We start from the raw sequence: 22,064 nt of genomic DNA, 5'->3' as shown, positions 1-22,064 counted from the left end.
GCAATTCGTGTTTTGCACTCCGAATCTGGCCATTACGACTGTTGCGAACTGAGTTCGCTTCATTTCCAACCTCCAACAGTCACTACGCTGACCGTTGGAGCTATGCGGGGGTGGGAGTAAAATAGTCCAGTGGACTATTTTAGCCCGAACTACATGTTTGGAAATGAGGGGAACTCTTTTTTGACCTAGTCGAGTTCTTTCCCATTCTCATTTTTTCGTGCTAAGATGCTTATTTCATGGTATAATGATTCAGTTTGAAAAAATTGTGTAAAGGAGATTACATGAATCTATTTCGAAAGAAATCTTTGAGAAAATCAAAGACAGCCATGCACCGTCACTTGAGATTGGTTGACCTGATACTTCTTGGAATTGGCTCCATGGTTGGAACGGGAATTTTTACTGTAACGGGGTTGGCAGCTGCAGAATATGCAGGCCCTGCCTTGGTCGTCTCTATCTTGATCGCGGCGGTTTCAGTTGGTTTGACAGCATTGTTTTATGCTGAGTATGCCTCTCGCATCCCAGCAAATGGAGGGGCCTATGGGTACTTGTATTCCATTTTTGGGGAATTTCCTGCTTGGTTAGCGGGCTGGTTGACCATCATGGAATTTTTAACAGCTGTTTCGAGTGTTGCCTCTGGTTGGGGAGCCTACTTGAAGGGGCTCTTAGCCAATATGGGGCTTACCTTACCTACTGCCTTGAATGGCACTTTTAATCCTCAAGCAGGGACCTATATCGATATCCTACCTGTCTTGGTACTTGGTTTTGTAGTGGGGGTAGTTCTCTTAAATTCTAAGGCAGCTCTTCGTTTCAATTCTGCCCTGGTTATTCTGAAATTTTCTGCCTTGGCGCTCTTTTTGTTCGTTGGAATCATTCATCTTCAACCAGCGAATTGGTCTAATTTTGCCCCCTATGGCTTTGGTGCTATCTATGGTGGTGAGGCGGGAATTATGGCTGGTGCCTCGCTCATGTTTTTTGCTTTCTTAGGTTTTGAGTCCATCTCTATGGCGATCGATGAAGTGAAGCAGCCTGAAAAAAATGTTCCAAAGGGAATTGTCATTTCCCTGTCCATTGTCACCATCCTTTATATCCTAGTGACCCTGGTCCTAACAGGGATGGTTCATTACAGTCAGTTGAATGTAGCGGATGCAGTTGCTTTTGCGCTGCGACAAGTGGGCATGGATTGGGCAGCATCTTATGTCTCTATTGTTGCGATTTTGACTCTCATTACAGTGTGTATTTCGATGACCTACGCTCTCTCGCGAATGGTTTACTCCATTAGCCGCGATGGCCTATTGCCGAAATCTCTCAGTCAATTGACTACAAAGAGCAAGGTGCCAAAAAATGCAACCATCTTAGTTGGCATTTTTGCCGCAATCTGTGCAGGCGTTTTTCCTCTTGCATCCATCGCTTCCTTCCTGAATATCTGTACCCTTGCTTATCTGATTCTCTTAGCTGCAGGAATCATTCGATTGAGACAGAAAGAAGGCCCGGCAAAAGAAGGACAATTCTCTACTCCATTGGTTCCGATTTTGCCAATCATCTCTATCTTGATTTGCTTGTCCTTTATGTTTCAATATGGACTGGCAACTTGGCTAGCTTTCTTCCTAGCCTTGCTCATCGGAACAGGTATTTATTTCTTTTACGGCTACAAGCATTCCGAACTCAATCATTTGAAATAAGTTAAATCTCTGTTCTATACAGGGATTTTTTTGCCTATATTGTCTTGCAAAAAAATCTTGGATTGACTATAATAAAGATAGAAAAGATAGGTCTGATTGAGAGGAGGAAAGTCTATGACAAATCAATCGATTCGTGAGCGTGCTCGAGCAATTTGGTCAAGTACAGATGGTCTGGTTGGAATCTTTTTAGTTCCAGTTTTGCTTGGTTTACTAGTTGAACTAGTCAATCATTTGCTCAATTCCATCTTTTTGGTGAGTAAATTTCGTTATTTTTATCAGCAGATTCCTATTTACAATGATGGCACTCATTTCCAACATGTGACGCTTGATTTTGGGATTGAATATACTTTTTTGTTTCAATTCCTTGTTGAATTGCTCTTCCTAGTTGCCCTGTTTCAAGTTTTGCAACGGGTTCGTGAAGTGACGCGTCAGCTTTCTTATAAGGAGAGTTTCCGCATTCTCTTTGGACCACGTTTTGTACCGATTGTCTTAGCGACCATGGTGAAGGAGTTTTGTCTCTATCTAGCTTCCCTTCCTTTGATTGTTGGTTTAGTCACTGGACTCGGTCTAATTCTAACACCAAATCTCTATTTTCTGTCCTACGGGGTTTTGCCTGATTTTAGTCCATTAGTTACAACTAGTGTCGGTCTCATCAGTCTTGGCTTGATGATCTTTGGCCTACTCTTATCTTTCTATGTTGACTTGAGCCTGAAGCCTATGTACTTCTTGTTGCATGATCAGTTAGAAGCTGGTGTATTTCAAAATCCCTTCAAACTGATGAAACAAAGTTGGCAGTTGATGAAAGGGCATCGCATGAGACTCTTTCTTTTGGATTTGTCTTTCTTCTTCTGGTGGATTGGTATTCTATTGACATTCGGTCTCTTAGCGATTTATGTAATGCCCTATTATTGGACTTGTCAAGCCCTTTTCTATGAAGATCGCAAAAGCCAGTCTGCTGATTTGTATCAAACATTTTTTCTGACTGCAACAAAATAATGTTCAAAAAAAGCCTGTTAAGCAGGCTTCTTTTTCTTTAAAAATAAATCGTAGGTTAACCAGCAGATAATTAGGGATTGGACCAAGAGGCTGATGACGGAACCTTCGACCCCGAAGCCACCACCGGATAGCCACTCCGGTCCCATAGTACGAACTTGGATAAAGGCTTGCCCTGCCTCTGAACCACTAACTGGAAAGGCAAAGACATTGCCTTGGAAACAGTTCCAAGCTGCATGTAAGCCACCAATCAGCCAGACAGTTCCTGTCTTTAGCATGACAAGGCAGGCGAGGATAGCAAAGAGTGTCAGATCCAAGAGCGGAATGAGGGAGATAGCGTCATTTCCCAAGTGGAGTGCGGTGAAAAAGAGTGATGAAATGAGGATACCAACTGGTAGATTGTAGCGAGCTGCTAGAGATGAAAACATCCAACCTCTGGTTAGCAATTCTTCCGTTGTCCCTTGGATAGACCAAGCTAAGGTTAGAATCAAAAATTGCCCCAAAAATAGTGGTGAAAAATGGAAGCTAACAAATTCAATGGCACCACAGACCCACATCAAGGCCACACAGGTAATCAACATAGCTGCTCCCAAGCCCCATCCCAGAAGAAAATCCTTGACGGCACTCGCTTTGGTCAGACCGATTCCAAGCCAGGGGCTGATTTCTACCTTTCTTGCCCATAGAATGACAGCTAAACTGATAAAGGCAAAGGCAAATAATTCAAAACAAAGTGTTATAAATGCATTATCCTCAAAGGCGAATAGAAAGGGCATCAAGGTAAAATAGCCGATCATTTCCGCACCGACGGTCAAGAAGAGACCGACCACAGGAGAGAGGAAAAAATTTAAATTAAAGGCTGACTTAGCCTTTTCTGAAATAAATGCAGTTTTCATGAAACCTCCCAGTACAGTTTTATACTAGTTTATCATATTTTCTAAAGGAAAACTAGACCAAACCGAAATGAGTATGGTAGAATGATACAAAAATAGAGTAGGAGAATGTCTATGCAACTAAAGGATTGGCTCAAGGAGTTTCAGTTACAAAACAAGCCATTAGTGGGTCCATTTTTTTATGACACACCTCTGGCGCTTCGATTTGAAATTGGACCTGCGGAGGAGGCTGAAACTCTTCCTAAGAAAGTTTATCTGGACCGAGCTTATGCGCGTGCGGTTGAATTAATGGAGCAGGCAGCTTCAGAATACGACTACCTAGTTCTCTCTCTTCTTCATGAGGAAGAAAGGGATATCAACACCTACCTCTGGCATTTTACATCGAAATACAACTTTGACAAATGTCCAGAGCCTGAGCGGATAGAGGTGGAGGACTGGACGGGGGATGTGCTGGTCTTTGAACGCTATCTTTTCCCTGTTACTGGTCAAGATTTGAAAGCTTTGCTGAGGGAAATTATCAGAGCCGACCATGGTGGTTTTCACTACCTTTCAGCCTCAGTCCACTTTTTGTCAAGCCAGGATAAGATCATCTACCATTGCTATGACGATAGGGGAGTGGATATTGCTATCCTTGATAACGATAAACGACACCAGCTCTTTACAGACTACCGTGACCTCCTACTTGACTATGATATGGAGGAGATGGATAGGAGGGTGTAGGTACAGAAAGATAAGGTCACCAGATAGTTGGTGACCTTGTTTTTATTCTTTTTCTACGAAAAACAGAACCATGATTTGTAGGAAGGTAAAGCCGAGGATGAAGGGAAGGGCCTCCCAAGAAATGACTTCCAGTAGTTCGTTGATGACTAGGCTTGGTCGGGTAAAGATGTCCCAGGAATTGAGACGGGCATAGCGTCCGATATGAATGGCAAAGCTTGATAACAGGGATAAACCGCAAATGATTGTCAGTCGAAACCAGTAGGACTTAATTGAAAATCCTTCGAAAATTAGCCGTAAACTTTCCACGCCAGCCATTACTCCAAAGAAGATACTTGGGACATAGAGCATAAAGAGAATCATATTTTCCCGTTGCCAAAGGGCGGTGCTGGCAAAATGCATGTGGACGATATCTGTTATCATATAAAAGGTATTGGGATAGAAGAAGAGCCAGAGTAAGCCAATCCCGATTTTTATAAAGGGCTGTTTGATTCCTTGAACAAGAAGAGCCAGGTCGAGAGCAACTAGGGCCAAAAACATGTTCCAGGTCAGATCAGGAGCTGTAACCCCATAGCGTTGCAACCCAGCTGCAATAATAAGAAAGAAGAGATGAATAAATAGCGTTTTTTTAGTGAAAAATTGTGAAAACATAGGAAACCTCTTTCAGTAATCTGTGTCTAGTATAGCATATCCCAAGGAAAAAATGGGAGGCTGTCACAGATTTGTTAGTTTGTCATTGGATAGAAAAGGACCTGTAAAAATTGACCCAAAAAGAAAACAGCATGTAACAAGCGATTACATACTGTTTTTCTGTCTTATTCATCAACTGCAAAGACCAAGACCATGATTTGCATGAGCGTGAAGCCCAGGATAAAAGGAAAGGATGACCAGTTGATAGCTGAAGTTAAGCCATTAAGAAATACGAGTGGTCGTGTAAAAATGTCCCAACTATGCAGATTAGCATAACGACCAATGTAGATTGCATAGCTTGAAAACAGAGATAGGAGACTGATGACTAAGAGTCGAAGGCCGTAAAATTGAATGCCATACCCCTTAAAAATCAATTCGACACTTTCTACCCCAGCCATTATACCAAATAGAATAGCTGGAACATAGAGCATGAAGAGAATTAAGCTAGATTGCTCCCAGAGAGCATTGCTTGAAAACTGTAAATTCACAATCTCCGTCAAGATATAAAAGGTATTAGGATAAAAGAAGAGCCAAAAAGGCGTAATCAAAAGCTTGCTTGCGGTGTGGTTGTTCTGACGCACCAAAATCGCAACGTCCAAGGCTAGTAAGGCCCAGACCATATTCCAAATCAAGGCAGTATTGCCAGCCCCATATAGGAACATCCCTCCTGCAATGATAGCAAAAAATAGATGGATGAGTAGATTTTTAGGTGAAAACATAGATAACCCCATTCTTTTTCATAACTTCTTCTAGTATATCATATATTAGAAGGATTGTGGACGGGAAGTCGCTTTGTTTTTACACAAAAATATGATAAAATGGGATGTTATCAAGAACAGGGTTTCATTTGCCCTGAGTTGAAAGGAAAAAAACATGACAAAAACACCGTTTTATATCACCACACCGATTTATTATCCGTCTGGAAAACTTCATATCGGTTCAGCCTACACGACCATTGCCTGCGATGTTTTGGCTCGTTATAAACGCCTTATGGGGCATGAAGTCTACTATCTAACAGGGCTTGATGAGCACGGGCAGAAGATTGAGGAAAAGGCAAAAGAGGCTGGTCTAACACCGCAAGCCTACGTTGACGGCATGGCGGTTGGCGTCAAGGAGCTCTGGAACTTGCTAGACATCTCTTATGACAAGTTCATCCGCACGACTGATGATTACCACGAGGAAGTGGTGGCGGCTGTTTTTGAAAAATTGCTGGCGCAGGACGACATTTACTTGGGTGAATATTCTGGTTGGTACTCCGTATCAGACGAGGAATTTTTCACCGAGAGCCAATTAGAAGAGGTCTTCCGAGATGAAAACGGCAAGGTAACAGGTGGTATTGCTCCGAGCGGTCACGAGGTTGCCTGGGTATCAGAAGAGTCCTACTTCCTCCGCCTCAGCAAGTATCAGGATAAATTGGTTGAGTTTTTCAATGCTCATCCAGACTTTATCCAGCCAGATGGTCGCCTCAATGAAATCATGAAAAACTTCATCGAGCCAGGCTTGGAAGATTTGGCTGTATCCCGTACCTCATTTACTTGGGGCGTGCCTGTTCCGTCTAATCCTAAACACGTTGTCTATGTCTGGATTGATGCCCTACTCAACTATGCGACGGCCTTGGGCTATGGTCAGGAAGAGACAGCCAATTATGACACCTTCTGGAATGGAACAGTTTACCACATGGTCGGGAAGGACATTCTTCGTTTCCACTCCATTTACTGGCCAATCATGCTTATGATGTTGGATATGAAGTTGCCAGACCGCTTGGTTGCTCATGGCTGGTTTGTCATGAAGGACGGCAAGATGTCTAAGTCCAAGGGCAATGTGGTTTATCCAGAAATGCTGGTCGAGCGTTTTGGCCTGGATCCACTACGTTACTACCTCATGCGTAGCCTGCCAGTTGGCTCTGACGGAACCTTTACACCAGAAGACTATGTTGGTCGTATTAACTACGAACTGGCCAACGACCTTGGAAACCTGCTCAACCGAACGGTTGCTATGATTAACAAGTATTTCGGTGGTCAGGTACCTACTTTTGTGGCTAATGTGACGGATTTTGATGCGGACTTGGCAGCAGTTGTAGCTGAAAACTTGGCAAGCTACCACACCTACATGGAAGCTGTGGACTATCCACGTGCCTTGGAAGCTGTTTGGAATATCGTCTCCCGTACCAACAAGTACATCGATGAAACTGCACCTTGGGTCTTGGCTAAGGACGAAGCGGACCGTGACAAGTTGGCAGCAGTCATGGCTCACTTGACAGCCGGTCTGCGTGTGGTGGCTCACCTCATTCAACCATTCATGATGACCACTTCAAATGCCATTATGGAACAGCTTGGTTTGGGAACAGCATTTGACCTTGAAAATCTCGACTTTGCAGGTCTTCCAGCTGGTTTGACAGTGGTAGAAAAAGGCACACCTATCTTCCCACGATTGGATATGGAAGAAGAAATCGCCTATATCCAAACCCAAATGGGTGGCAGCTCTGCTATTTCCCAAGAGGAAGAAAAAGAATGGAACCCAGCTGACGTGGAACTCAAAAACGAGAAAGCTGCAATCAAGTTCGAGGACTTCGACAAGGTGGAAATCCGTGTGGCCGAAGTCAAGGAAGTGGCCAAGGTGGAGGGCTCTGACAAGCTGCTCAAGTTCCGCTTGGACGCAGGTGACGGACAGGACCGCCAAATCCTGTCAGGTATCGCCAAGTACTATCCAAATGAGCAAGAGTTGGTCGGCAAGAAAGTCCAAATCGTTGCCAACCTCAAGCCGCGTAAGATGATGGGCTTGCTCAGTCAGGGCATGATCCTCTCAGCCGAACACGACGGCAATTTAACATTATTAACAGTAGATCCATCTGTGCCAAACGGCAGTCAGATTGGGTAAGGTTGCTTAGAAAAGACACAAAAACCAGCCTAATCAGCTGGTTTTTTGAGTGCTTTCCATTCGTCTTCTAAGATAGACATGATAAGGGTATCGGCGTAGCCGTCTGCTGTCTTTTGGCTGTCACGCTTGATGCCTTCCAAACGAAAGCCAGCTTTTTCATAGGAACGCTTGGCACGCGGATTGAAGGAAAAAACTTCCAGTTCCAAGCGGTGTAGGCCGACCTGCTCAAAAGCAAAGTCCCTGGTTTTCTCAACTGCCCAAGATCCCAGACCTTGTCCCAGATAGCCCTCGTCAAAGATAACAATCCGAAAGTTAGCAGAGCTGTTCTCCCTATCCAGTTCATTGATGACCGACTCGCCGATAAAGGTCCCGTCAGGTGCGATCAGCATAAAATCAAACCGGTCAGGGTCAGTAACAATCCGGTTGTAGTAGCTGACAACATCCTCTTTCTTATAAGTCCCCGAACTCCCCGTCAGGCGATCAATTTCAGCGGAAGGCTTGGTAAAACAGTCCTCATAATACTTCTCCGCAAAGCCCGCTTGAAAGGACTGCAGAATGAAGCCGTCCTTTTCCCATTTATCAAATTTTTTTGTCATTTTCTATCTCCTTTCCACCATTCTACCACAAATTCCGAACTAATAAGGAAAGGAGAGTCTATGTTAGTAGCCGTCGATCAAAAAGGAAAAACTGTCAATCTTTTGGAAAAACCAGAGGTAAAAAAGGAAGAGTATTTCTGCCCAGCCTGTGCGGGCAAGGTCCGTTATCGGTCTGGAAAAATTCTGCGTTCGCACTTTGCCCATCAAACCCTGCGGGATTGTGATTTCTGGTCCGAGAATGAATCCGCCCAGCACCTGAGCCTCAAGTCCAGTCTGTATCAGTGGTTACAGGGTCAGGAAGAGGTAGACTTGGAGGCTTATCTGCCTGCAACCAAGCAGGTGGCAGATATTTTAGTCAATCAACAACTGGCCTTGGAAGTCCAGTGTTCCAGCCTGTCTATTTCACGCTTGCAGGAGCGGACGGAGGCCTATCAGCAGGCAGGCATGGCTGTTCTGTGGCTCTTGGGCAAGGACCTTTGGCTTGGAGAACGGTTGACCAATCTCCACAAGCAATTTCTGTATTTTAGTATGAATATGGGCTTTCATCTCTGGGAACTGGATGCGGAGCAGGAGGAGCTGCGGTTGCACTACCTGATTCACGAGGACTGGTATGGTAAGGTCCACAAGTTGACCAAGACCTTTTCATTTGGTCAGGGGAACTTGCTAGCTATTCTGCGGTCACCATTTGCCAAGCAAGCCTTGTCCCATTTTACTTGTTCGAGTGATCAGGATTTGCTGGACTATGTTGCCAAGCAGCTCTATTACCGCGTGCCCAAGTGGATGAACTTGCAGGCGGAGGCCTACCAGCAAGGGAAAAACTTGCTCAGTCAGTCCTTGGCTGACTTCTATCCCCAAATCCGCCTGCCCCGCTCTGCTATTGGCTTTGCCCAAATCCGCCAAAACTTAAGCTCCCTCTACCCAGCCTTTGACCAGTATTATGCAGGAGTCAAGGACAAGCGGATACAAACGGTTTATCCACCAGCAGTTTATTGGAAAAAAGTAGAATAAAAGAATGACAAGCGATAACTTTTGAGTTATAATATATAGAAAGAGGCAGAAATGTACACTATTTATTTTTATAAGGATAAGAATGGAAAGGAGCCTATTTTAGAGTATCTGAGGGAGCTTGCTTCTAAAAAGGGGAAAGAGAGCAGGATTAAACTGAATAAAATAAATGACTATATTGAGCTTTTAAGTCAACTGGGAACTCGACTTGGGGAACCTTATGTGAAGCACTTGGAGGGGGATATTTGGGAGTTACGTCCCTTGAGAGATAGGATTTTATTTGTTGCTTGGTATGACGGTAGTTTTGTCTTGTTGCATCATTTTATGAAGCAGACGCAGAAAACACCACGGAGAGAAATTGAAAAGGCTCAACGTGAGTTAGCAGACCTACAAGAAAGAGGAAAAATGAATGGAAAATAGTGCAATTGGTACTAACTGGCAATCGGTTCGGTCGGAACTCTTTAGTGCGGAAGAGATTCTAGAAAGTGATTTGCGTGTGGCTATTATGAGCGCGCTCATAAAGGCAAGGCATGAGCAGGGAGTAAGCCAGAAAAGACTGGAGGAATTAAGTGGAGTGAGCCAACCAGTTATTGCCAGAATGGAGACAGGCAAAACCAATCCGCAATTGGATACCGTCTTGAAGGTTTTAGCTAGCTTAGGAAAAACCCTAGCCGTTGTTCCCTTAGAGAATAGATAAGATGCTCATGACCTTCTATCCTACAAAGATTTTTAGTATAATAACCAGTCTATCCTCTCACTTTCCAATGGAAAGAGGGGCTTTTTTGTGGTAAAATAATGGGAACGGAGGATTTTATTTATGTCACAACAACGTCATGAAATCGAAGAAAAATACCAGTGGGATTTGGCCACTATTTTCCCAACAGATGAGGCTTGGGAAGCTGAGTTGGCTGAACTCCAAGTAGAAACAGAAAAGACAAAGGAGTTTGCAGGCCATTTGCTAGACTCTGCTAAGAGCCTCTTGGAAATTAGTGAAACCCAGCTTGGCCTCATGCGTCGCATTGAAAAGCTCTATGTCTATGCGTCCATGAAGAACGACCAGGACACTCGTGAAGGCAAGTATCAGGAGTTTCAAGCCAAGGCTTTGGCCCTTTATTCAGCCTTTTCACAAGCCTTCGCCTTCTATGAGCCAGAATTTATGGCGATTACTGAGGAGCAACTGGAAGCCTTCAAGGCAGCAGAGCCAGCACTGAGTCAGTACAGCCATCAATTTGAAAAACTCTTGGCAGCCAAGGATCATATCTTGTCACAGGAAGTAGAAGAGGTTCTAGCGGCGACCAGCGAGATTTTTGATGCCCCGTCTGAAACCTTCTCTGTCTTGGACAATGCCAGCCTGCGTTTCCCAGAAATCGCAGATGAGGACGGCAAGTTGGTGCCTCTCTCTCACGGCAACTATATCTCCTTCATGGAGTCCAAAAACCGTGAAGTGCGTCAAGAGGCCTATGAGGCACTCTACGAAACCTACGAGCAGTTCCAGCATACCTACGCTAAGACCCTCCAGTCTAACGTTAAGGTCAATAACCTGAAAGCTCGTTTGCGGAAGTACGACTCTGCCCGTCACGCAGCCCTTTCTGCCAACTTTATTCCAGAGTCCGTTTACGATACATTAGTGTCAGCAGTCAACAAGCACCTCCCGCTCTTGCACCGCTACATCAATTTGCGTAAGAAACTCTTGGGAATCGATGATCTCAAGATGTACGATATGTACACACCACTTTCGAGCACAGATACAAAAGTCACCTATGAAGAGGCCCTGGCTACCTGTGCCGATACATTGGATATCTTTGGTGATGAGTATGCGGCCATTGTCAAAGAAGCCTTTGAAAACCGCTGGATTGACGTCCATGTCAACGAAGGCAAGCGTTCAGGAGCTTATTCAGGTGGTGCTTATGACACTAATGCCTTCATGCTCCTCAACTGGCAGGACAACTTGGACAATATGTACACCCTGATTCATGAAACAGGGCATTCGCTCCATTCTATGTTGACTCGTCAGAACCAGCCTTATGTCTATGGTCACTATTCAATTTTCTTGGCGGAGATTGCTTCCACCACCAACGAAAATCTCTTGACAGAGAAGCTCTTGGCCGAAGTCGAAGACGACAAGACCCGCTTTGCTATTCTCAACCACTACCTAGACGGTTTCCGTGGCACTGTCTTCCGTCAAACCCAGTTTGCAGAGTTTGAGCAGGCTATTTACAAAGCAGACCAAGAAGGTCAGGTCTTGACAGCGGACTTCCTCAACCAGCTCTATGGTGAGCTCAACGAGAAGTATTACGGCTTGTCTGCGGAAGAAAATCCACTGATTCAGTACGAGTGGGCTCGTATTCCACATTTCTATTACAATTTCTATGTTTACCAATATTCAACTGGCTTTGCGGCAGCGTCTGCTTTGGCAGACAAGATTGTCAATGGTAGCCCAGAGGATAAGGAAAACTACCTCAACTACCTTAAGGCAGGTAGCTCTGATTACCCACTCAATGTCATTGCAAAAGCTGGCGTGGATATGACCAAGGAAGACTATCTCAATGATGCCTTCAAGGTCTTTGAAGCCCGCCTGACAGAGTTGGAAGCTCTTGTTGAGAAAGGTGTGCACCTATAAAGATGATTTCCTATAACCGCTCTAGTCTGATTCCATTTGCGACGGCAGCTTGTTTATTTGTGATTGTCCTGGGTTTACTGACTCACTCCAAGACTGGGGAGAATCGGTTCCTAATGGCTCTAGTTTTATTGATTTCAGCCCTTGTTTTTACTGGCTGGGGGATTTTTATCAGAAGACAAGCACCAGCCCTTGTGATTGGAGAACAGGGTGTCGAACTACGTCCGACTATGTTTGGGCCAAGGTCTAACTTTAGTTGGGAAGATATTGTTTCTATTCAATATGTGGTTCGTCAGAGCGAGGGGCTGCAGTATGTCATCTTGAAAAAAGATTTCCTCTTTTATGGAGCGAATCGTCAATTTTTAATCAGTATGCCTGTGGGTAAATTAGCAGAATTTGACTTCAATGATGTCTATCATTTCATCCAAGAGCAAGCCCCCCATGTCACTTGGGAATTTGCGGATGATGTACAATTTTATTAAGAAAAGCAATGTCGAGACAGCGACAAAATAAATAATGAAAGGAGTTTGCATGTTTACAGAAGAATCTCTCCAAGATATCTTTGAGATTGCGGATATTCTATCAGAAGGTGACGAGATTGTTTACCGTCAACTCAAAGAAATTGTTTTTGCACAAGATCCAGAAGCCTTATTGGACCATCTGGAAACCTTGATTGCGCCTGAGTTCTTCCAAGATTTGTTGGAGAAATTTACGGACTCAGAAAAAAACAATCTATGGTATATTTTGGTCTATCTGCTCATTCAACGCAACTATATTGTTGTGACAGGTCAGACTGAGTTCTTGTCTAGCTTCATTCAAGGTTTTGACAAAGTTCCCTTTATGCAGCGTTCAGGAATCACTCTCTGGTCTAAGCTCTTCCAGTTGGACACGAGAGATAGTCAGTTGAAGTGGATTTCTAATATCAATCACATTTTGCTTTTGCAAGATGCGGTAGTAGGTGCCATCTATCTCAATGATGAGAAAAATTATTTCTTCCTTAGTAAGCTAGATCAAATGCAGAAGCTCAGCTATTTGGCAGAACGACTTGGATTTAGTATTCAAATTGCGGGCTAAGTAACCGCCTCCTATGGGAGGTGGTTTTTCCTTATCTTCCTTGACCCTATGCTGTTCCTGTGCTATACTGAAGATTATGGTTGAAACTTATTCAAAAAATGCAAACCACAATATGCGCCGTCCAGTTGTTAAGGAAGAAATTGTGGATTTTATGCGTACAAAACAGGCGCCAAATATCGGATTTTTGAAGGAACTAGCGGAATTTGCTCAAGAAGAAAACATCCCTGTGATTCCGCATGAGACTGTTGCTTTTTTCCGTCTACTCTTGCAGTCTATCCAGCCCAAGGATATCTTGGAAATTGGGACAGCGATTGGTTTTTCTGCCTTACTAATGGCTGAAAATTGCCCTGAGGCTCGGATTACGACCATTGATCGCAATGAGGAGATGATTGGCTTGGCCAAGCGCAATTTTGCTCAGTTCGATGAGCGAAAACAGATTCAACTTTTGGAAGGTGAGGCGCAGGATATCTTGCCCGGCTTGGATGATAGCTCTTATGATTTTGTATTTATGGATTCTGCCAAATCTAAGTACATCGTCTTTTTGCCGGATGTTTTGAAAAAACTGAAAAAAGGTGGCATGATTGTGATTGATGATATCTTCCAAGGCGGAGATGTTGCCTTGCCAATTGAAGAAGTGAGACGGGGGCAGCGAACTATCTATCGTGGCCTGCATAAGTTGTTTGATGCAACCTTACAACACCCTGATCTGACAGCCAGCCTAGTCTCCATCAGCGATGGTTTGCTCTTAATCCGTAAAAATGTGGAGGAAGTTGACCTTTTGACTGATGAAAATTAAGCAAGTTTTAAGGTTTTATGATATAATAATTGAGTTAAAGAAAAAAGGAGTAACACATACATGAAGACAAAAAAACTCATTGCAGGAGCTGTTACCTTGTTGGCAACAGTGACTCTTGCAGCTTGCTCAAGTTCAACGGATACTGACATCGTGACCATGAAGGGTCAAACGATTACTGTTTCTGAGTTCTATGAACAAGTGAAGACAAACTCTTCTGCTCAACAAGTTCTCTTGTCTATGGTTATTACAGAAGTTTTTGAAGAAAAATATGGCGATAAAGTCACAGATGCAGAAGTCAATGAAGCTTATGACACAATGGCTTCACAATATGGTGATTCATTTGAAGCAGCCTTGACATCTGCAGGTTTGACAGCTGAAACTTACAAGCAGCAAATCCGTACCAACAAATTGGTTGAGTATGCAGTAAAACAAGCCGCAGAAAAAGAATTGACAGATGAAAACTACCAAGCTGCTTATGAAGCTTATACACCAGAAGTGACTGCCCAAATCATTAAACTAGATGATGAAACAAAAGCTAAAGAGATTTTGGCTGAAGCACAAAAAGATGGTGCTGATTTTGCCCAATTGGCAAAAGATAACTCAACGGATTCAACCACTAAAGAAGATGGTGGAACTGTTACCTTCGACTCAACCTCAACAGATATTCCAACAGAAGTCCAAACAGCAATCTTTGCCTTGGATGAAGGTCAAGTGGGAGCATCAGTTGTAACAGTTGTTGATATGACAACCTATACAACATCTTACTATGTTGTGAAATTGAATACCAAAACAGAAAAATCTTCAAACTGGGAAGATTACAAAGACATCTTGAAAGAAGTTATTTTGAAAGAAAAACAGGCTGATTCAACCTTCATCGCAGGTGTTGTTTCGCAAGCCCTTCAAGATGCAAACGTGAAAGTGAAAGATGCAGCCTTCCAAAACGTTCTTTCACAATACATCACATCCACTACTGAAAGTTCTTCAACTTCAGAGTCTAGTTCTTCAACAGAAGCATCTAGCACGACGGAATCAAGTTCTTCAGGTGAATAATTAAGATTGGAAGGAATACTCTGATTTCAGAAACTTGGCGGTTGTTGCGAGCCAAGACAGACTTCCTTCTTGCTACTTAATTTCTACAATTGAATACAGGTTATGAAATGAGAATGACAAGTCATTGAATGAAGGTGGTACCGCGGTTTTTCGCCCTTCGTTTGGTTTCTTGTTATTTTTTTTGGAGGGTTATCATGAAGCAATTTCAAGTGAAACAGCGTTTTACCTTTGGTGGTGAAAAATTTGATATTCGTGATAGTTTTGGGAATCTTGCTTATCAAGTGGAGGGATCTTTTCTCGAAATTCCAAAACGATTTATCGTGACCAATTCCAGAGGTGGGGAAGTTTGTCAGATTACTAAGAAGTTTTTGACCTTCCTGCCCCAGTTTACCATTGATATGGCAGATGGTCATTCTTTCTACTTGCAAAAGGAATTTACTTTTTTCAAGGATCGCTATACTGTGGAAAATCTAGGTTTAATCCTAGACGGAAATATCTGGGATTTGGATTTTCGCTTGAAAAGGCCAGATGGTATGCTCGTAGCCGAAATCTCCAAAGAACTCTTTCATTTAACTTCTCATTACTCCGTTACTGTAATGGAGGACTCCTATGCAGATTTGGTCATTTCCTTGGTGGTCGCAATTGACTACGTCGAAATGATGGAAGATGCATCAACTTAATCTTAAAATAATTGTTCAGTTTAACTGTTTCGTTAAATTGAATCCGCCTAACTATCACTTATGAAAGGAAAGGGCATCGAGTTTATTCTGAAATGAACTCGGGCTACGGACTTTGTCAAAAAGAGAAACCCTTCCTAGACGCAAGCGTCTTCGTCAGGTTTCCTATTTTGACGGTGTCCGCTTAACGCCCTTAGTATCTTAATTTATGAAAAATTTATCTTCTGCTCAAATTCGTCAAATGTGGTTGGATTTCTGGAAATCAAAGGGTCACTCTGTTGAGCCTTCAGCAAATCTTGTCCCAGTAAATGATCCAACTCTTTTGTGGATCAACTCTGGTGTGGCAACCCTAAAGAAATACTTTGATGGCTCTGTCATTCCAGATAACCCACGGATTACAAACGCTCAAAAATCTATCCGTACCAATGATATTGAAAACGTTGGTAAGACAGCCCGCCACCACACCATGTTTGAAATGCTTGGTAACTTCTCTATTGGTGATTATTTCCGTGATGAAGCGATTGAGTGGGGCTTTGAGCTCTTGACAAGCCCAGAATGGTTTGCCTTTCCAAAAGACAAGCTCTATATGACTTACTATCCTGATGATGTGGATTCATACAATCGTTGGATTGCTCTTGGTGTTGAGCCAAGCCACTTGATTCCGCTTGAAGATAACTTCTGGGAAATTGGTGCGGGCCCTTCTGGTCCAGATACGGAGATTTTCTTTGACCGTGGTACTGACTTTGACCCTGAAAACATCGGTATCCGTCTCTTGGAAGAAGATATTGAAAATGACCGTTATATCGAGATTTGGAATATCGTATTGTCCCAGTTTAATGCAGACCCAGCTGTTCCGCGTTCTGAGTATAAGGAATTGCCAAATAAAAACATCGATACGGGCGCTGGTTTGGAGCGTTTGGCAGCTATTTTCCAAGGGGCTAAGACTAACTTTGAAACGGACCTCTTCTTGCCAATCATTCGTGAAGTAGAAAAGATTTCTGGTAAGACTTATGACCAAGATGGCGACAACATGAGCTTCAAGGTTATCGCAGACCACATCCGTGCTCTTTCATTTGCCATTGGTGACGGTGCCCTTCCTGGAAATGAAGGCCGTGGTTATGTCCTTCGTCGTCTCCTTCGTCGTGCTTCTATGCATGGTCAACGTTTGGGTATTACGGAGCCATTCTTGTACAAATTGGTGGAGACAGTTGGCAATATCATGGAAAGCTACTATCCAGAAGTACTTGAAAAACGTACCTTCATTGAGAAGATTGTTAAGAGTGAAGAAGAGTCGTTTGCTCGTACTATCCATACAGGTTCACAATTTGCTGAACAATTGATGGACAAATTGGCGGCAGAAGGCAAGTCTGAGATTGATGGTCGTGACATTTTCAAACTCTATGATACCTATGGTTTCCAAGTAGAATTGACAGAAGAATTGGCTGAGCACCGTGGTATGACCCTTGACATTGCGGGATTTGAAGCGGCTATGAAAGAGCAACAAGACCGTGCCCGTGCTTCAGTTGTCAAAGGTGGTTCAATGGGTATGCAAAATGAAACCCTGGCTGCTATCACAGAAGAGTCGGCCTTTGTTTATGGGCAAACAGCTCTTGAGGCAAGCTTATCTGTCATTGTGGCTGATAATGAGCGTACAGAAGCAGTTTCAGAAGGTCAAGCCCTCCTTGTCTTTGACCAAACACCATTCTATGCAGAAATGGGTGGTCAGGTTGCAGACCATGGTTTTGTGAAAAATGCTGCTGGAGATATTGTTGCAACTGTCATCGATGTGCAGAAAGCACCAAATGGTCAACCATTGCACACAGTTGAACTGTCCGCAAGCATTTCAGTTGGTCAAACCTACACACTTGAAATTGAAACAAAACGCCGTAAGGGTGTTGAGAAGAACCACACAGCAACTCACTTGCTCCATGCAGCTCTTCACAATATTATCGGTGAGCATGCAACGCAGGCTGGTTCCTTGAACGAGCAAGACTTCCTCCGCTTTGACTTTACGCATTTTGAGGCAGTTACTGCGGAAGAACTTCGTCGTATTGAAGAAGAAGTCAATGAGCAAATTTGGAATGCCATTCCAGTTGTGACGGTTGAAACTGATATTGACACAGCTAAGGAAATGGGTGCCATGGCCCTCTTCGGTGAAAAATACGGTAAAGAAGTCCGTGTGGTGACAATTGGTGATTATTCTGTTGAACTCTGTGGTGGTACCCACGTTGGCAACACCGCTGAAATCGGTATCTTTAAGATTTTGAAAGAAGAAGGTATCGGTTCAGGCACTCGCCGTATCATTGCGGTAACAGGCCGTGAAGCCTTCCTTGCCTATCGTGACCAAGAAGATGCCCTCAAAGAAGTAGCGGCAACGATCAAGTCACCACAGATCAAGGAAGTACCAAACAAGGTTGAAAGTCTTGCTCAGCAAGTTCGTGATCTGCAAAAAGAAAATGCAGCTCTGAAAGAAAAAGCAGCGGCAGCCGCTGCTGGTGATGTCTTCAAAGATGTCAAAGATGCTAATGGCATTCGCTACATTGCCAGCCAAGTCCAAGTATCAGATGCAGGTGCCCTCCGTACCTTCGCTGACAACTGGAAACAAAAAGACTACTCAGATGTCTTGGTCTTGGTTGCTGCAATCGGTGACAAGGTCAATGTCCTTGTAGCCAGCAAATCAAGCGATGTTCATGCAGGGAACCTCATCAAAATCCTAGCTCCAATCGTAGCAGGTCGTGGTGGTGGTAAGCCAGACATGGCTATGGCCGGTGGTAGTGATGCCTCTGCCATCCAAACCCTCTTGAACAGCGTAGCAGAAAACTTGTAATCTATACTGAAAAACTCTTCTATCCAATGGGTAGAAGAGTTTTTTGCGCGTTATTCTAGTCATTTTGACAAACTTCATAAACTTTTTGACAAAAATTGTTGTTTTTTTGACAAAGATAGTTGTCAAAAAGAAAAGGAAGTGTTACAATGATATCAAGATAAAGAGATGAAAACGAATTTATCAGGTAAATAAACAGAAAGCAGGAAACAATTATGAAAAAGGTAAATCAAATTGACATCAAACGTTTTGTACAACTTATCGCTATCATCTATCTTGTTTTTGTCCTGCTGGCTGACATTATGAAGTGGCAGCAGTTGGATAAAACCCATGTCGTTCTTGCTATTTGCACCATCGCAGTGACAGATGAGCGCTTGAGGAAACTAGGTAGCAGAAAAGAGTAAAAGGAAAAATTAGTCGAAAGTAAGTGGTGGAAAGTTATGAAAAACAATAGCAATAAAAAAGGAATGTTGATTACAGGAACAGCTGTTGTTCGTGGAGTGCAGATTCTAGTTGCACTATACTTGATGTATAGTTTCGTTCAAATATTTGTATTTGGTCAGGAGATGGACATGATGCCCTTGGCGATGATGATGTGGTCTATATGGATTTTGGAAATCTCTCTCAGTAGAAAAAAGGACAAGAAAAATGAGTCAGACAAATAAAAACGGAATGAAAGTGTTGGTACTTTTCCTAAGCTTATTTTTGATCAATATTCTGGTGTTTAAAGTTTTATATTGGCTAGGCTTTGAGATGAGTTAAACTGGGATAAGTTATCTATTTCCTCCATTGCTGGCGACATTGGTGACAGCTCTGCTATTTTATAAAAATAAATCTAAGGAGTAGAAACATGGAAGCGAAAATGAAATTATTTGAAGTTAATATCATGGAAAATAAGAAATTTGTCTGGGGTTTGAATATTCTTGCTGTGGCACTCATCTTTCCATTTGCCTTCGTATTTGGAATGATAGGCAGTTGGTTGATAGCTAATGGTTCGCAATACTCGGAACTGGCTGTATCTAAGGTATGGTTGCTTTTCCCTATCTATATTCTTTTAATAGTTGTACACGAGGCTATTCACGGGATCTTCTTCAAGGTTTTTTGTCTTGAAAATCCTGTCAAATATGGGTTTAAATGGAAATCGGGCATGGCCTATGCGACCAGTCCAGGTTCGCTCTACAATCGGATGCAAATGTTAGTAATCAGCTTGGCACCCTTTGTTGTGATTAGTTTGGGATTGACAATGTTAGCAGGTTTGGGGATGATGAATAGTACTCTTTACTTCATGCTGGCAACCATGCACGCTGCATCTTGTGTGGGGGATTTCTACTATAGTTATCTTTTATTGGTTAAGTTTGCCAAGGAAAATATAGCTGTCGAAGACACAGAAACAGGCTTGATTATATACCAAGCCTAGAAAGGAAAACTCATGGAATATGTCTTAAAAAATCGGCTCAAGGAATTGCGAGCCAGAGATGGTCTCAATCAGACAGAGCTAGCAAAGTTAGCAGAGGTATCACGGCAGACCATTAGCTTGATTGAGCGGGGCGAATACACACCCTCGGTGGTCATCGCTATGCGGATTGCACAAATTTTTAATGAACCGCTTGAATCAGTTTTTCAATTAGTGGGAGGGGAAGAATCATGACAAGATTTTGTTGTGTCTCACCTAGTTTTTTAGTAGCAGTAAAGGAGAAGTAATATGGTATCAAATCAGTCAGATAAGAAAAAGGCAAGGATTCGTAGAAATAGTGTTCATTTTATTAGTGGAATCTTAATTGGTGCATTTGCGGGAATTTTTAGAGCGATTAGAGAATTTGAACAGTTGCCAGCTTTCCTGACCATGGACAATCTGCTCACTGCCTTACGCTGTGTTGAAGTGGCTCTGCTTATTGCAGCAGCTTATGTGGTTTATCGCTTTCTAGCTTCTCAGAAAGCCTTTCAAGCTTGTTCAGAAGATAATGAGGAGGAGTATGAACGGTTGTACAATCTTTCGCATCGGCAATTAGGCTATTTGTCTGTACTTGTCAATATTTTGGCGAGTTTAGCTGTTGTCTGTCTCTTACTTGGAAATGATATCCATAGTGACAAGGAGGGTCTGAGTTTTTTCTTTTCATTTTTTGAAATTGGCATGTTTCTTGTCATGATTGGTCTGCAGTTTATTTTTGTTAAATTGAATAATATGGTTCGTCATTACAAGCTATCTTTGTTTGCAACGGATGAGGATATGGTGGATTACCTTAACTCGCTGGATGAGGGAGAAAGACAGGCCTACTATGTAAACAGTCATCAAATTGTTTTTAATTTGAATTTTCGTATCTTGCCTCTGCTCTATGTATTGGTATTTGCGGTTAGTGCTGCGACCGGTCAGGCTCAAGTCTTGGGGTATTTAGTGGTGGCTATTGTGCATATTTATATCAATTTACTACAGGTTAAGTCGGTTCAAGCTTATTACCGTTAACAGGCTCAAATGGACTCATCAGGTTCAAGTCAGAAGAAATGCGCTAGCTTTTCTAAAAGAAATAAAAAAGTTTCGCTCTAATGAGTGAAACTTTTAATGTGCTTTTGAATAGTTTACAAACCGTAAAGGTAATCATCGTCCTGCATAGCTTCCACTTCACCAAGAAGATAGCCGTTACCGACTTGGGAGAAGAAGTCGTGGTTAGATGTACCGGTTGAGATACCGTTCATGATGATTGGGTTGACATCATCTGCTGAATCTGGGAAGAGTGGATCCTGTCCCAAGTTCATGAGAGCTTTGTTGGCGTTGTAACGAAGGAAAGTCAAGACTTCCTCGGTCCATCCAACTGCATCATAGAGGGAGCGTGTGTAGCCTTCTTCATTTTCATAAAGTTGGTAGAGCAAGTCGTACATCCAGTCGCGGAGTTTATCTTGTTCTTCCTCGGACAATTCATTGAAACCAAGTTGGAACTTGTAACCGATGTAGGTACCGTGCACAGACTCGTCACGGATAATCAGCTTGATGATTTCCGCAACGTTTGCCAGCTTGTTGTTACCAAGGTAGTAGAGTGGCGTGAAGAAACCAGAGTAGAAGAGGAAGGTTTCTAGGAAAACGCTGGCTACTTTCTTTTCAAGCGGTGTACCTGTTTCGTAGATTTCGTTGATAATCTTTGCCTTGCGTTGCAAGTATTCATTGCTGTTGGTCCATCCAAAGATATCTTCAATCTCAGACTTGGTGTTCAAGGTTGAGAAGATAGAAGAGTAAGACTTGGCATGGACTGACTCCATGAACTGAATGTTGTTGTAAACAGCTTCTTCATGCGGTGTACGAATATCGTTGCGAAGAGCTTGTACTCCTGTTTCAGATTGAAGGGTATCTAAGAGGGTCAAGCCACCGAAGACCTTACCAACCAGGTCTTTTTCTTCAGCAGTCAGTTTACGCCAGTCATCCAAGTCATTTGATAATGGGATACGTGTATCGAGCCAGAATTGCTCAGTCAACTTTTCCCAAGTTGACTTGTCGATCACATCCTCAATGGCGTTCCAGTTTATGGCTTTGTAGTAGGTTTCCATATTTCTCTCTTTCTTTTCTAGAAATATCTACACTATTGTATCATA

Annotated in this window: 24 protein-coding genes; 19 read left to right on the top strand and 5 right to left on the bottom strand. The window is 42.9% G+C overall.

Annotated features, from left to right (window positions below):
* Window positions 1–281 precede the first annotated feature (281 nt).
* The gene (locus PXH68_RS05905) at window positions 282–1,679 is read left to right on the top strand and encodes an amino acid permease (protein WP_248028450.1); all 1,398 of its coding nucleotides are present in this window, start codon (window positions 282–284) and stop codon (window positions 1,677–1,679) included.
* Between the two features lie 114 nt (window positions 1,680–1,793).
* Window positions 1,794–2,675, top strand: a complete 882-nt coding sequence (locus tag PXH68_RS05900; protein ID WP_248028448.1) for a DUF975 family protein — start codon at window positions 1,794–1,796, stop codon at window positions 2,673–2,675.
* 17 nt (window positions 2,676–2,692) lie between these two features.
* Here PXH68_RS05900 and PXH68_RS05895 read toward each other — a convergent pair whose 3' ends face one another.
* On the bottom strand, window positions 2,693–3,565 hold the full coding sequence (locus PXH68_RS05895; RefSeq protein WP_248028446.1) for a CPBP family intramembrane glutamic endopeptidase: 873 nt from the start codon (window positions 3,563–3,565) through the stop codon (window positions 2,693–2,695).
* 111 nt (window positions 3,566–3,676) lie between these two features.
* Between PXH68_RS05895 and PXH68_RS05890 the strand changes: the two genes are divergently transcribed.
* On the top strand, window positions 3,677–4,282 hold the full coding sequence (locus PXH68_RS05890) for a DUF3885 domain-containing protein (protein ID WP_248028442.1): 606 nt from the start codon (window positions 3,677–3,679) through the stop codon (window positions 4,280–4,282).
* Between the two features lie 42 nt (window positions 4,283–4,324).
* On the opposite strand, the gene PXH68_RS05885 is transcribed toward PXH68_RS05890, so the two are convergent.
* Complete coding sequence (locus PXH68_RS05885; RefSeq protein ID WP_248028441.1) at window positions 4,325–4,930, bottom strand: DUF1361 domain-containing protein; 606 nt, start codon at window positions 4,928–4,930, stop codon at window positions 4,325–4,327.
* 164 nt (window positions 4,931–5,094) lie between these two features.
* Window positions 5,095–5,688 carry a DUF1361 domain-containing protein gene (locus PXH68_RS05880; protein ID WP_248028439.1) on the bottom strand — a complete coding sequence of 198 codons (594 nt, stop codon included), beginning with the start codon at window positions 5,686–5,688 and terminating at the stop codon, window positions 5,095–5,097.
* Between the two features lie 154 nt (window positions 5,689–5,842).
* On the opposite strand from PXH68_RS05880, the gene metG reads away from it, so the two are divergent.
* Complete coding sequence (metG, locus tag PXH68_RS05875) at window positions 5,843–7,846, top strand: methionine--tRNA ligase (RefSeq protein WP_248028438.1); 2,004 nt, start codon at window positions 5,843–5,845, stop codon at window positions 7,844–7,846.
* Window positions 7,847–7,875: 29 nt separating this feature from the next.
* Here the strand turns inward: metG and PXH68_RS05870 are convergent, their stop codons facing one another.
* Entirely contained in the window at window positions 7,876–8,442 is a 567-nt protein-coding gene (locus PXH68_RS05870) for a GNAT family N-acetyltransferase (protein ID WP_248028436.1), read from the bottom strand.
* Between the two features lie 60 nt (window positions 8,443–8,502).
* Between PXH68_RS05870 and PXH68_RS05865 the strand changes: the two genes are divergently transcribed.
* The 15 genes from PXH68_RS05865 to PXH68_RS05795 all read left to right on the top strand — a co-directional run bounded on the left by PXH68_RS05865 (window position 8,503) and on the right by PXH68_RS05795 (window position 20,946).
* The gene (locus PXH68_RS05865; protein WP_248028434.1) at window positions 8,503–9,450 is read left to right on the top strand and encodes a competence protein CoiA; all 948 of its coding nucleotides are present in this window, start codon (window positions 8,503–8,505) and stop codon (window positions 9,448–9,450) included.
* 51 nt (window positions 9,451–9,501) lie between these two features.
* Window positions 9,502–9,867, top strand: coding sequence for a type II toxin-antitoxin system RelE/ParE family toxin (locus tag PXH68_RS05860; protein WP_248028433.1), 366 nt, complete (start codon window positions 9,502–9,504; stop codon window positions 9,865–9,867).
* Window positions 9,857–10,144 carry a helix-turn-helix domain-containing protein gene (locus tag PXH68_RS05855; protein ID WP_248028431.1) on the top strand — a complete coding sequence of 96 codons (288 nt, stop codon included), beginning with the start codon at window positions 9,857–9,859 and terminating at the stop codon, window positions 10,142–10,144. The genes PXH68_RS05860 and PXH68_RS05855 overlap by 11 nt, the downstream gene beginning before the upstream one ends.
* Before the next feature lie 120 nt (window positions 10,145–10,264).
* The gene (pepF, locus tag PXH68_RS05850) at window positions 10,265–12,067 is read left to right on the top strand and encodes an oligoendopeptidase F (RefSeq protein ID WP_248028429.1); all 1,803 of its coding nucleotides are present in this window, start codon (window positions 10,265–10,267) and stop codon (window positions 12,065–12,067) included.
* A gap of 2 nt (window positions 12,068–12,069) precedes the next feature.
* Complete coding sequence (locus PXH68_RS05845) at window positions 12,070–12,546, top strand: hypothetical protein (RefSeq protein WP_248028427.1); 477 nt, start codon at window positions 12,070–12,072, stop codon at window positions 12,544–12,546.
* A gap of 49 nt (window positions 12,547–12,595) precedes the next feature.
* Complete coding sequence (locus PXH68_RS05840; RefSeq protein WP_158457032.1) at window positions 12,596–13,138, top strand: DUF6630 family protein; 543 nt, start codon at window positions 12,596–12,598, stop codon at window positions 13,136–13,138.
* 76 nt (window positions 13,139–13,214) lie between these two features.
* Window positions 13,215–13,934, top strand: a complete 720-nt coding sequence (locus PXH68_RS05835) for an O-methyltransferase (RefSeq protein WP_248028425.1) — start codon at window positions 13,215–13,217, stop codon at window positions 13,932–13,934.
* Window positions 13,935–13,994: 60 nt separating this feature from the next.
* Window positions 13,995–14,984: a peptidylprolyl isomerase PrsA gene (gene prsA, locus PXH68_RS05830; RefSeq protein ID WP_205031264.1), complete on the top strand. Its 990-nt coding sequence runs from the start codon at window positions 13,995–13,997 to the stop codon at window positions 14,982–14,984.
* Between the two features lie 194 nt (window positions 14,985–15,178).
* Window positions 15,179–15,664 (top strand): LURP-one-related/scramblase family protein, encoded by a 486-nt coding sequence (locus PXH68_RS05825; RefSeq protein WP_248028424.1) that lies wholly within the window; start codon window positions 15,179–15,181, stop codon window positions 15,662–15,664.
* A gap of 205 nt (window positions 15,665–15,869) precedes the next feature.
* Window positions 15,870–18,488, top strand: coding sequence for an alanine--tRNA ligase (alaS, locus tag PXH68_RS05820; protein WP_248028423.1), 2,619 nt, complete (start codon window positions 15,870–15,872; stop codon window positions 18,486–18,488).
* Window positions 18,489–18,700: 212 nt separating this feature from the next.
* Window positions 18,701–18,889, top strand: a complete 189-nt coding sequence (locus PXH68_RS05815; protein ID WP_248028422.1) for a hypothetical protein — start codon at window positions 18,701–18,703, stop codon at window positions 18,887–18,889.
* A 36-nt stretch (window positions 18,890–18,925) separates the two neighbouring features.
* Window positions 18,926–19,150: a hypothetical protein gene (locus tag PXH68_RS05810; RefSeq protein ID WP_248028421.1), complete on the top strand. Its 225-nt coding sequence runs from the start codon at window positions 18,926–18,928 to the stop codon at window positions 19,148–19,150.
* 185 nt (window positions 19,151–19,335) lie between these two features.
* On the top strand, window positions 19,336–19,902 hold the full coding sequence (locus PXH68_RS05805; protein WP_248028419.1) for a DUF3267 domain-containing protein: 567 nt from the start codon (window positions 19,336–19,338) through the stop codon (window positions 19,900–19,902).
* A gap of 12 nt (window positions 19,903–19,914) precedes the next feature.
* Complete coding sequence (locus tag PXH68_RS05800) at window positions 19,915–20,133, top strand: helix-turn-helix transcriptional regulator (protein WP_158457014.1); 219 nt, start codon at window positions 19,915–19,917, stop codon at window positions 20,131–20,133.
* Window positions 20,134–20,187: 54 nt separating this feature from the next.
* A complete protein-coding gene (locus PXH68_RS05795) occupies window positions 20,188–20,946 on the top strand; it encodes a DUF3169 family protein (RefSeq protein ID WP_158457012.1) in 759 nt (252 codons plus the stop codon).
* Between the two features lie 113 nt (window positions 20,947–21,059).
* Here the strand turns inward: PXH68_RS05795 and nrdF are convergent, their stop codons facing one another.
* Entirely contained in the window at window positions 21,060–22,019 is a 960-nt protein-coding gene (gene nrdF, locus PXH68_RS05790) for a class 1b ribonucleoside-diphosphate reductase subunit beta (RefSeq protein ID WP_248028417.1), read from the bottom strand.
* Between the last annotated feature and the right edge of the window lie 45 nt (window positions 22,020–22,064).

It is taken from the genome of Streptococcus sp. 29896 (assembly GCF_032594915.1).
Classification (GTDB): Bacteria; Bacillota; Bacilli; order Lactobacillales; family Streptococcaceae; genus Streptococcus; species Streptococcus suivaginalis.
This window is presented reverse-complemented; position numbering and strand designations above follow the sequence as displayed.